Annotated in this window: 9 protein-coding genes; all 9 read right to left on the minus strand. The window is 64.0% G+C overall.

Annotation, left to right across the window (positions count from 1 at the left end; translation table 11 throughout):
* Window positions 1-49 precede the first annotated feature (49 nt).
* Window positions 50-760 carry an NAD(P)H-dependent oxidoreductase gene (locus ACQKP2_RS09060; RefSeq protein ID WP_427575931.1) on the minus strand — a complete coding sequence of 237 codons (711 nt, stop codon included), beginning with the start codon at window positions 758-760 and terminating at the stop codon, window positions 50-52.
* A 9-nt stretch (window positions 761-769) separates the two neighbouring features.
* Window positions 770-2413 carry an ABC transporter ATP-binding protein gene (locus ACQKP2_RS09065; RefSeq protein ID WP_427575932.1) on the minus strand — a complete coding sequence of 548 codons (1644 nt, stop codon included), beginning with the start codon at window positions 2411-2413 and terminating at the stop codon, window positions 770-772.
* A gap of 2 nt (window positions 2414-2415) precedes the next feature.
* Window positions 2416-3243 (minus strand): ABC transporter permease, encoded by an 828-nt coding sequence (locus ACQKP2_RS09070; protein ID WP_427575933.1) that lies wholly within the window; start codon window positions 3241-3243, stop codon window positions 2416-2418.
* A 3-nt stretch (window positions 3244-3246) separates the two neighbouring features.
* Window positions 3247-4206, minus strand: coding sequence for an ABC transporter permease (locus ACQKP2_RS09075; RefSeq protein WP_427575934.1), 960 nt, complete (start codon window positions 4204-4206; stop codon window positions 3247-3249).
* 188 nt (window positions 4207-4394) lie between these two features.
* Window positions 4395-5996, minus strand: coding sequence for an ABC transporter substrate-binding protein (locus ACQKP2_RS09080; RefSeq protein ID WP_427575935.1), 1602 nt, complete (start codon window positions 5994-5996; stop codon window positions 4395-4397).
* Window positions 5997-6094: 98 nt separating this feature from the next.
* Window positions 6095-7510, minus strand: a complete 1416-nt coding sequence (locus ACQKP2_RS09085) for an aldehyde dehydrogenase family protein (protein WP_427575936.1) — start codon at window positions 7508-7510, stop codon at window positions 6095-6097.
* The gene (locus ACQKP2_RS09090) at window positions 7503-8693 is read right to left on the minus strand and encodes a pyridoxal phosphate-dependent aminotransferase (protein WP_427575937.1); all 1191 of its coding nucleotides are present in this window, start codon (window positions 8691-8693) and stop codon (window positions 7503-7505) included. The genes ACQKP2_RS09085 and ACQKP2_RS09090 overlap by 8 nt, the downstream gene beginning before the upstream one ends.
* 30 nt (window positions 8694-8723) lie before the next feature.
* The gene (locus ACQKP2_RS09095) at window positions 8724-10331 is read right to left on the minus strand and encodes a 5-guanidino-2-oxopentanoate decarboxylase (protein ID WP_427575938.1); all 1608 of its coding nucleotides are present in this window, start codon (window positions 10329-10331) and stop codon (window positions 8724-8726) included.
* 10 nt (window positions 10332-10341) lie between these two features.
* Window positions 10342-11525: acetate--CoA ligase family protein (locus ACQKP2_RS09100; RefSeq protein WP_427575939.1), on the minus strand; the 1184-nt coding region annotated here is incomplete at its 5' end.

An 11525-nucleotide genomic window follows, 5' to 3' on the forward strand; every position in this document is an offset into this window, starting at 1 on the left:
GGCTCGCTCCCACAGTGGTTTTGGTGTCAGCCGGAGATTGTGGGGTCAGTCAGGCATTGGTAGTCAGCGGATAGAGCTTGTCGTCAAACTGCGCAAGCTTCGGAAACACCAGCGGCTGGTCATCACTCAGGTGCTGCAGGCGCTTGTCGTAGTCCACCAGGAATTGCTGGCGCGCCTCATCGCTGATGTACGGCACATGCCAGGCCACGAACGGTTCGAGCACGTCGAAACCAACGTACGCCAGCGTCCCGCGCAGGATCGGACGCAACATGTCCTCCAGCGGGCCGTGGATCGCACCATCGCCAAACATGTGCTCACGCCCGCCCAAGGTCACCGTCACCAGCGCCCTCTTGCCAGCCAGCCCGCCCTGATCATAGAAACGCTTGCCGCCGTAGCAGATCCCCGACACCAGCACCCGATCAATCCAGCCCTTGAGCATGGCCGGGGCGGAGAACCAGTAGATCGGGAAGTTGAGGATCAACAGGTCAGCCCACAGCAGTTTGTCCAGTTCGGCCTGGATGTCCGCCGCCAGGGACTGGCTCTTCACACCCAGGCGTTGTTCCAGCGCGTAGACCAGGTACTCGGGGTTTTCCCGGGTAGCGAAGTCGGCGTCGCTGGCCACCGGGTTCCAGTTCATCTTGTACAGGTCGCTGACTTGCACTTCGTGGCCTTGGGCTTCGAGGCTGGCGACCGCCTGGTCGCGCAAGGCGGCGGTGAAGGATTTCGGCTCCGGGTGAGCATGGACGATCAATACTTTCATGGTGGTTCCTTAGACTTCTTCCAGCGTAGGGTTTGAATTTTTTGTGCGGCTGGCCAGCAAGCGGTCGAGCCAGTCGGGGTCCATTTGCGGTTCGGAGGAGAACAACAATCCGGTGTAGTCCTGATGCGGCGGGGTAAAGATTGCACTACGCGAGCCATGGTCGACCACCCTGCCCCGTTGCATCACCAATACCTCATCGGCAATCGCCCGCACAGTAGCCACATCGTGGGTGATGAACAGGTAGGCGACGCCCAGCTGCTGCTGAATGCGGTTGAGCAACTTGAGCACGCCTTCGGCCACCAGTTGATCCAGTGCCGAGGTCACTTCGTCGCAGATGATCAGTTGTGGTTCCGCCGCCAGTGCGCGGGCGATGCAGATGCGTTGCTTCTGTCCACCGGACAGTTCACGGGGCTGGCGCTCCATGTAGGTCGCCGGGTCCAGTTCGATCATTTCCAGCAACTCGGCGACCCGCGCGCGCATGGCCTTGCCCTTGAGCCCCAGATAGAACGTCAGCGGCCGGCCGATGATGTCGACGATGCGCTGGCGCGGGTTCAGGGCCGTGTCCGGGATCTGGTAGATCATCTGGATACGCCGCAGCTGTTCCTTGCTGCGCTGGCGAAAGTCCGCCGGCAGCGGCGCGCCGTCGTAGAGTACGTCGCCGTAAGTGGGCGGCAGCAAACCGGTGATCAGCCGCGCCGTGGAGCTTTTGCCGCTGCCGGACTCACCGATCACCGCCAGGGTCTGGCCCTTGTAGAGCTTCAGCGAGACGTCGTGCAGCACCGGTTGATGGCCGTAGCTGGCGCAGCTGTTGCGCAGTTCCAGCAGCGGTTGTTCCTGTTGTGGGCAGGCCTTGGGTTCGGTGCGGAAACTGCGCACCGCCCATAAGGACTTGGTGTAGTCCTCCTGCGGGTCGCCGAGCATCTTGCGGGTCTCGGCTTCTTCCACCAGTTTGCCGTGGCGCAGCACCATGATGCGGTCGGCCATCTGCGCCACCACCGCCAGGTCGTGGCTGATGTAGATCGCCGCGCTGCCGTAGGTCGCCACGGCGTCGCGAATCGCCGCCAGCACTTCGATCTGGGTGGTGACGTCCAGCGCGGTGGTCGGCTCGTCGAAGATGATCAGGTCCGGGTGGCAAGCCATGGCCATGGCGGTCATCACCCGTTGCAACTGTCCGCCGGAGACCTGATGCGGATAGCGCTGGCCGATGGTTTCGGGGTTCGGCAAGCGCAACACCCGGTACAACTCCACCGCCTCACGCATCGCCTGTTCGCGGCTCATGCCGCCGTTCTTCACCGCGGTTTCCACGTGCTGGTCGATCAAGCGATGGGCCGGGTTGAACGAGGCCGCCGCGCTCTGCGCCACATAGGCGATGCGCAGGCCGCGCAGTTTGCGCAGGGCCTCGGGTTTGGCCTTGAGCAGATCTATGCCGTCGAAGTGCACCGAGCCACCGGTGATGCGGCAGCCGTCGCGGGTGTAACCCATGGCCGACAGGCCGAGGGTCGACTTGCCGGCCCCGGACTCGCCGATCAGCCCCAGCACCTCACCCCGTTGCAAGGTCAGGTCGATGCCCTTGATCAGCGGATGCCAGGCATCTTCGTAATGCCCTTCGATCTTGAGGTTGCGGATTTCCAGCAAAGGTTTGGCGTTCGTCATGCTCAGCATTCCTTCAGGCCGCTGGATTTATGCAGCATCCAGTCGACGACAAAATTGACGCTGACCGTGATCAGCGCCACGGCCAGGGCGGGCAGCAACGGGCTGATGTCGCCGAAGGTGATCAGTACGGCGTTGTCGCGCACCATGCTGCCCCAGTCGGCGGTGGGCGGTTGTATGCCCAAACCGAGGAACGACAACGCACTGATGAACAGGAACACGAAGCAGAAACGCAGGCCGAATTCGGCAATCAACGGCGCCGCCGCATTGGGCAACACCTCGCGGGTCACCAGCCACCACAGGCCTTCACCGCGCAGGCGCGCAGCCTCGACGAAGTCCTGTACGACCACGGTCATCGCCACTGCACGGGACAGGCGAAACACCCGCGTTGCATCCAGCAGCGCAATCACCAGCACCAGTGAAACGGCGTTGGTGCCCACCACGCTGAGAATCAGCAAGGCGAAGATCAGTTGCGGAATCGCCATCAGGATGTCCACGACACGCGACAGGCCCTGATCGACCCAGCCACCCTTGATCGCCGCCACCAGGCCGCTGATGCCGCCGAGCAGGAAGGCCAGCACCGTGGTCAGGAAGGCGATGCCCAAAGTGTTGCGGGCGCCATAGACCAGGCGACTGAACATGTCGCGCCCCAGGTTATCGGTGCCCAACAGGAACTGCCCGCCCCAGGGGGCGAAGCCCTCGCCCACCACCTGGGTTTCGCCGAACGGCGCCAGCAGCGGCGCAAACAGTGCGACGACGATGTACAGCACGATCACCAGCAGCCCGAACTTCGCGCTCAGCGGCGCTCGCAGCAATTGTTTGAACAGACCCATGGCTTACCCCTTCGGATGCATCAGACGTGGATTGCTGGCAATCGACAGCACATCGGCACTGGTATTGAGCAGGATGTAGGTCGCCGCGAAGATCAGGCTGCAGGCCTGCACCACCGGGATGTCGCGCTTGGACACCGAGTCGACCAGCAACTGGCCCAGGCCCGGATAGACAAACACCACTTCGACCACCACTACGCCTACCACCAGGTAGGCCAGGTTCAGCGCCACCACGTTGACAATGGGCGCCAGCGCGTTGGGCAAGGCATGGCAAAAGATGATTCGCGACTGGCTGATGCCCTTGAGCCGGGCCATTTCGATATAGGGGCTGGCCAGCAGGTTGATCAGCGAAGCGCGGGTCATTCGCATCATTTGCGCGATGACCACCAGGCTCAGGGTGGCCACCGGCAACACGGCATGCTCCAGCACCGTGCCGAGGGACGCGTCCGGCGCCAGATTGGACAGGCTGGGGAGCCAGTTGAGCTTGACCGCGAAGACCAGGATCAGGATATAGGCGACGAAAAACTCGGGGAACGACACCGCACTCAAGGCCGAGGTGTTGAGCAGGCGGTCGAACCAGCTATTGCGATACAGCGCCGCGAGCATGCCCAGCAGCAAGGCCAATGGCACCGACACCAGCGCCGCCAGCAGCGCGAGGCTGAAGGTGTTGCCCAGGCGCGTAGCGACCAATTCGGCAATCGGCCGCTGGTTGGCCAGCGACACGCCGAGATCCCCTTGCAGCAGGTGCCCGATCCACTGCCCGAAGCGGCTCAGCGGCGGCAGGTCCAGCCCCAGTTGCGCACGGAATGCCGCCACCGTTTCCGGCGTGGCGGACTGGCCGAGCATGGCCTGGGCGATATCGCCCGGCAGCATGCTGACCGCGAGAAAAATGATCACTGACACCGCAAACAGCGATAACAGCCCTAATGCCAGACGCTGAAGTAGCAACCTTAAAATACTATTCACCGCGCAGTTCCTTGAATTGGGCACACTCACGAAGACAAAAACCTTCTCTGTGGGAGCGAGCCTGCTCGCGATGGCGCCGGCACATTCAACATCACTGTGACAGACAATCCGCTATCGCGAGCAGGCTCGCTCCCACACTGGATTTGATCGTTCCCACGCTCTGCGTGGGAACGATCAATGACCGGGAATTACGCCTGCCACCAACGCTCGATCACCCGCAGGCCATCCAGCTCGCCATAGGGCGCGGTCTGCCCGCCATGAACGACCTTGTTGGAGCGTGCCGCCACGGAGCTGGCGAACAGCGGCACGATCGCGCCGCCATCGTCCCGGCACAGGGCCTGCATTTCGTTGTACATCTCGCGACGCAGCGGGTCGTTCATCTCGCCCCGTGCGGCGTTGAGCAGTTGGTTGAAGCGCGGGTTGTCCCAGTGGGTTTCGTTCCAGGCCGCGCCTTTGGCGTAGCCGATGCTGAACATGCGGTCGGCGGTCAGGCTGCTGTACCAGAACGAGGTGGTGAACGGCTGCTTCATCCAGACGTTGGAGAAGAAGCCATCGGCCGGTTCACGCACCACATCGATGTCGATGCCGGCGGCACGCGCCTGCTCCTTGAACAGTACCGAGGCATCGACGGCGCCGGTGTACGCCGCGTCGGACGCTTGCAAACGCACCTTGAGCGAATCCAGGCCTGCCTTTTTCAGGTAGAAGCGCGATTTGTCCGGGTCGTACGTGCGCTGTTCCAGGCTGGTGTTGATAAAGCGGCTGCCGGGCTGGATCGGGTGATCGTTGCCCACCAGGCCATAGCCGTACAGCACCGAGGCCAGCAGGGTCTCGCGGTTGATCGCATGCTTCATCGCCATGCGCACGTCGTTGTTCTGGAACACTTGGCTGTCGGTCAGCATCGGGAAGGTGTAGTGCTGCGCGCCCTTGGTTTCTTCGATGACCAGGTTGGGGTTGCGCTTGAGCAGCGACACGGTCTTGAGGTCGACCTTGTTGATCACGTCCACCTGACCGGTCACCAGTGCGTTGACCCGCGCGGCGCCGTCGGCGATGGCGATCAGCTCGGCGCTGGCGAAATGCGCGCGCCCGGCCTTCCAGTAATCCGGGCTGCGTTCCAGGGTCATGCGCACGCCCGGCTCGAACGCCTTGAGGCGATAACCGCCGGTGCCCACGCCAGCCTGCCAGTCCGGCACGCCATCCTTGCTCGGCATGATCACCAGGTGATAGTCGGCTACCACGTACGAGAAGTCGGCGTTGCCCGAATGCAGCTCGAACACCACGCTGTCGTTGCCGTTGGCGCTGACCTTGGCCACATCGCCCAGCACAGTCTTGGCTGCCGAGGTGGATTTTTCACCCAGGTGATGCTGGATCGAGGCCACCACGTCATCGGCATTCAGGGTCTTGCCGTTGTGGAAGGTCACGCCCTGGCGCAGCTTGAAGGTCCAGACCCGTGCGTCCGGCGTCGAGGTCCAGCTTTCGGCCAGTTCGGGAATGGCCGTGCCGTCGACGGCGATTTCGGTGAGGGTGTTATAGACCGCCGAGAAGCCGACGAAGGTAAAGGTATCGGCCCAGGAACCCGGGTCCTTGGAGTCGGTGGTGCTGCCACCGGCCAGGCCCAGGCGCAGTACGCCGCCGGCTTTCGGCGTGGCTTCTTGCGCGAAGGCGCCCATCGGCAGGCCCATGGAGAATGCCCCGGCCACCGCGGCGGCTGCCGCGCTGTACCTTAGGAAGTCTCGACGCGGGAAGCTGAATTCGTGGTTCGCTTGAGTAATCTTGTTTTTGTTATCGCTCATTGCATTGCCCCTGATTGAAAGCTAATGAAATACCTGTTCAAAACCACGCAGAACACCGGGCCGAGGCCCGGTGCAAACAACACTTGTGCTACTGACCGTCACACCTGAATCGCCTTCACTTCGACGAACTCGTTCAGCCCCTCTTCCCCCCACTCACGGCCATTGCCCGATTGTTTGTAGCCACCGAACGGCGCCTGATAGTTGAACGCCGCACCGTTGAGAAAGCACTGACCGGCGCGCAGCTGACGCCCCAGTTGCAAGGCCCGTTCGCGGTTGCCGGCCCAGACGCCGCTGGACAGACCGAATGGCGAGTCGTTGGCGATCTGGATGGCCTGTGCTTCATCGGCATAGGGAATCAGGCACAGCACCGGACCGAAGATTTCTTCCTGGGCGATGCGCATGCGGTTGTCGACGTCGGCGAACAGTGTCGGACGCACGTAGTAACCGCGCTCGAAGTCCGCTGCCGTATCGCCACCGCACAACAGCCGCGCGCCTTCGGACACACCTAGCCGGATGTAATCCTGCACGGTGCGTCGCTGCCCGGCCGAACACATCGGGCCGAGGAAGCTTTGCGGATCGAGGGGATCGCCCATGCGCAGGCTCAGGGTTTCCTGCAAGGCGATTTCACACGCCTCGGCATAACGGCTGGCCGGCAACAACATGCGGGTCAGCGCGGTGCAGGTCTGCCCGGAGTTGATCATCACGTCCTGCACGCCGTAGCGCACGGCCGCGTCCAGATCGGCATCCTCGGCAATCAGCAACGGCGACTTGCCACCCAGTTCCAGGCACACCCGCTTGACCGACGGCGCCGCCGCTTGCGCGACCCGCACACCGGCACCGGTGGAGCCGGTGAACGACACCATGTCCACGTCCGGGTGCTTGGCCAGCGCCTCGCCGACCTTCGAACCCGGCCCGCTGACCAGGTTGAACACACCGGCAGGCAGGCCGATGGCTTCGATCATCTGCGCGAGCAGGAACGCATGCAGCGGGGTTTCCTGGCTCGGTTTGACCACCACCGTGCACCCGGCCGCCAGGGCCGGGGCGAGTTTGCCGATCAACTGATGCAGCGGGTAGTTCCAAGGGTTGATGAACGCACACACGCCCACAGCTTCGCGCACCACCAGCGAGTTGCCGACTTCGCGCACTTCGTCCATTACGCCTGCGAGTTCGACGTATTGTTCAAGGCCGATGATCGGCCCGTCGACTTGCACCGAACGGCTCCATTGCACCGGCATGCCCAGTTCGGTGGTGATCACCGCCGCCATCTCGTCAGCACGGGCGCGCAGTTGCTCGGCCAGCGCACGGATGTAGCCGGCACGTACGCTGGACGGCGTACGCGACCATGGTCCAAACGCCTTGCGTGCTGCTGCCACGGCATTCTCTACATCGCGTTCGTCACCCAGCGGCACACGGCCGGCGACTTCTTCGGTGGCCGGGTTGATCACCTCGGCGATGCCCTGGCCAAACGGCGCTTGCCAACGGCCATCGATAAACAACGACTTGTAATCAAGCATGGGCTTGCGCCTCCATCAGTTCCTGCGCGCAGCGGGCGATGCGCTGGCAGGCATCGCGCAAGTACGCGGCCTCTACCACCAACCCGAGGCGAATATGCCCGGCGGCGCTCGGCCCGAAAGCCTCGCCGGCCAGTACCGAAACGCCGTGACGATCAAGCAGACGATCGGCGAACGCCTGGGCGCTCAGCCCGGTTTCGCGGATATCGACCATCACGAACATGCCACCATCGGGCTTCAACGCACGCACGCCGGGACAATCGGCCAGGCTGTCGCAGACCAGATCGCGACGCTGGCGATAGGCTTCGCGCATTTCTTCCAGCTCTGGCAACTGGCTTTCCAGTGCGATAACAGCGGCGTCCTGAATGAAATCCGGCGAGCCATACAGCATGCACAGTGCGAGGTTTTCCAGGTGCGCGGCCAGCGACGGCGGCGCCACCACCCAGCCGACGCGCCAACCGGTCATGGCATGGGATTTGGACAGGCTGTTCAGCGTCGCGGTGCGCTCGGCCATGCCCGGCAGGCTCGCCGGGCTGACGTGTTCACCCTCGAACAACAGTTCGCTGTAGACCTCGTCGGAAATCAGCCACAGATCATGGGCGATGCACAATTCGGCCAGGGCTTGCCAGGTACTGCGCGGCAGGCTGGCCCCGGACGGGTTGTGCGGGCTGTTCAGGGCCAGCGCACGGGTGCGCGGCGTGATGCGCGCGGCGACATCTTCAGGCAGTACGCGAAAGCCGTTCTCCGAGCGCACCGGCACCGGCACCACCACCGCGCCGCAAGCACCGAACACAGCCTCGTAGGTGACATACATCGGTTCGGCGACAATCACCTCGTCGCCCGGGTTGAGCACGCATTGCGCGACGCTGAACAGCGCGCACTGGGCGCCGGCCAGCACGGTGACCTGATCGGCCGACACCTGCTGGCCGCTGCGTTGCCAATGGCGCTTGGCGATGGCCTCGCGCAAGGCGCGCTTGCCGCGCACCTCCGCGTAATGGGTGTTGCCGGACAACAGGCTGTCGATGGCGCCCTGCACGATGGGCTTGGGCGTGTCGAAATCCGGATCGCCCACCGACAGCAGCAGAATGTCTTTGCCCTGCTCCTGCATCGCCAGCGCGCGGTAATGGATTTCCCAGGCGGCGGCGCCGTCACCGGCGATACGTTTTGTCAGATCGGAAAAGCGCATGGCTCCCTCCCCTCGATACAAAAATGAAAATCAGTGGGCACAGGCATGCTTGAGCTCGATCAGGGTCACACCGTTGCGCTTGAAGCCGTTGCGCAGATCGGTTTGCAACTCGGCCAGGCTTTGCGGCTGGCTCACGGTGCAACCGAAGGCACGGCCGAGGCCGATGAAATCCGGGTTGCGCGGCAACACGCCGACAGGCTCGATGTCCAGGCCGACCATGTCGTCGCGGATCTGACCCAGGGCATCGTTGTTCCACAGCAGTACCACCAGCGGACTGTCCAGCTCTTCGACCGCCGTCGCCAGTTCCTGCGCGGTGTAGAGGAAGCCGCCATCGCCCACCAGCACCAGGCCGGGACGCTGCGGCGCGCCGAACTTGGCGCCGATTCCCGCTGGCAGGCCGTAGCCCAGGGTGCCGTAGCCTGTCGGGTGCAGCCAGCTGCGCGGCGCCAACGAATCGAAGGCGTAGTTGCCGGTGTAGGCCAGTTGGGTCATGTCGGTGCTGATGAACGCATCGGTCGGCAACTCGGCGGCAATGCGCTGCAAAATCGCCTGATGGATCGACTGCAACGGGCCGTGACCAGCCTGAATGGCTTCACGCAACGCAGCGACCTTGGCGATGGCCTGGCCGGCATCGCGCACATCCGCTGGCAGACGCTCGAGCAAGGCCGCCAGGGTCTGCTGCGCGTCACCGTGCAGCGCCACGGCGCAGGGATAGAAGTCGTTGAACTTGCGTGGGTCGATGTCCACCCGCAGCAGTTCGGCATTGAGCGGCAGGCGTTCACGCCAGAAGTCGGTGTCGGCCATTTCGGTGCCGACGGCCAGGACCACATCGGCCTCGGCGATCAGGTTCCAGCCCGGCTCCACGCACAGCGACGAACCGGCGTTGAGCGGTGCATCCGGGGGCAACAGGCCCTTGCCGGCGACGCTGGTGAACAGCGGCGCGGCCAGACGGGTGCTCAGTTCCTGCAGTTGCGACACTGCGTTCAAGGCGCCACCGCCGGCGATGATCATCGGCCGTTTGGCGCCCTGCAGCCTGGCCACCGCCTCGTCCAGCACGACCGAGGACGGCGAACCGCGACCTGGGCGACGCACCACTTCATGGCTCCAGTCACGGGCGACCGGTGCCGACAAGACGTCCAGCGGCACCGAGATGTGCACCGGGCGCGGACGCTCGCTGTCGAACACGGCATAGGCGCGGGCGATCAGTTCCGGCAGGTCTTCGGCGCTCAGGGCCACGGCCGAGAACGCGGTGATCGGCGCCGTCATGGCGCGCTGGTCCTGGGTCTCGTGCAGGCAACCCCAGCCCTTGCCGAGGCTGGCGCTATGGTTGACGCTGGAAATCACCAGCATCGGAATCGAGTCGGCGTAGGCCTGGCCAATGCCGGTGGCGGCGTTGGTCACGCCGGGACCGGTGATGATGAAGCACACGCCCGGTTTGCCGCTGACGCGCGCATAACCGTCGGCCATGAAGCTGGCGCCTTGCTCATGGCGGGTCAAGACGTGGCGAATGCCGCTGCCGGGCAAGCCACGGTACAGCTCCAGGGTGTGTACGCCGGGAATGCCGAACACAGTGTCGACGCCGTAGTTGGCCAGCAGGCGCACCAGCGCCTGGCCACCGGTCAAGGTTTTGTTTTGCATGTTCAGGTCCTCACGCATGGCCGAGGCGAATCAACGCATCGACGGCGGTCGTGCCTTGGGCACCGACCAACAAGGGGTTCACATCGAGTTCCAGCAACTGTGCGGCGTTTTCGCAGGCGTAGTCGGCCACGGCGCGAATCGCCGTCACCAGCGCGTCGAGATCCGCCGCTTCGCGACCACGGAAACCTTGCAGCAGCGCGGCACTGCGCAGGCTCAGCAAGGCCTGGCGAATTGCACCGTCGGTGGTCGGCAGCAACAGGCTGCGACTGTCCTTGAGCAACTCCACCAGAATCCCGCCCGCACCGATCACCAGCGCCAGGCCGAAGTCGTTTTCGCGCTTGATGCCGACAATCAGTTCCGCCAGTGGCGGTTTGGCCATCGGTTCCAGCAGCAGTTGATCGAACTGCACGCCCGGTGCGTAGGCGGCGATGCTGGCGCGCATTTTCTCCAGTGCCGCGCTCAGGGCCGCTTCGTCCTTGAGGTTCAGCGCCACGGCACCGGCCTCGGTCTTGTGCGGCAACTGCGCGCTGACAGCCTTGAGTACCAGCGGATAGCCCAGGGTTTCGGCATCCTTCAGCGCTTTTTCCGGCGTGCTCAGTACGCCGTTGGGTGTCGGCAAGCCGAACGCACGCAGGGCCTGCTTGGATTCCCACTCGTTGAGCAACTGCCCTTCACCGACCAACGCTTGCGGGCACAGCGGCACCAGCGCCGATTCGCCCAGCGCCAGCAAGGCTTGACGCTTGCGCTGGTAGCCGGCGATGCGGCCCCAGGCCGCCAACCCGTCTTCAACTCCTTGCAGTGCCGCCACGCCTTGAGCGTGCAGGCGCTCGCGGGCATGGGCCGGCAGCAACTCGGGGAAGGCCGAGGTGACAAATCCGGTCTTGCCGTGACGCGCCAGGGCCTTGCAATACAGGTCCAGCAGCAGGTCACATTCCTTGCGCTCGCCGGTAAATTCCGACGGGTAATCGAGGACCAGCATGGCCGCATCGGCTTCGGTGCGCAGGGCACTGTCGAGCATGCGGTTCAAGGCTTCGCCATCGCCCCAGATCGCCGTGGTGAAATCCAGCGGGTTGACCAGGTTGGCGTAGGTTGGCAGCACCTGGGCCAGCTCGCCGACTTGTCCGTCGTCGAGTTTGGGCAGGCTCAAATCGTTGCGTTCGGCGTAGTCGGCGATCAGCCCGGCATCGCCACCGG

Source organism: Pseudomonas sp. NPDC089569, from assembly GCF_050280625.1.
In the GTDB taxonomy this organism is placed as follows: Bacteria; Pseudomonadota; Gammaproteobacteria; order Pseudomonadales; family Pseudomonadaceae; genus Aquipseudomonas.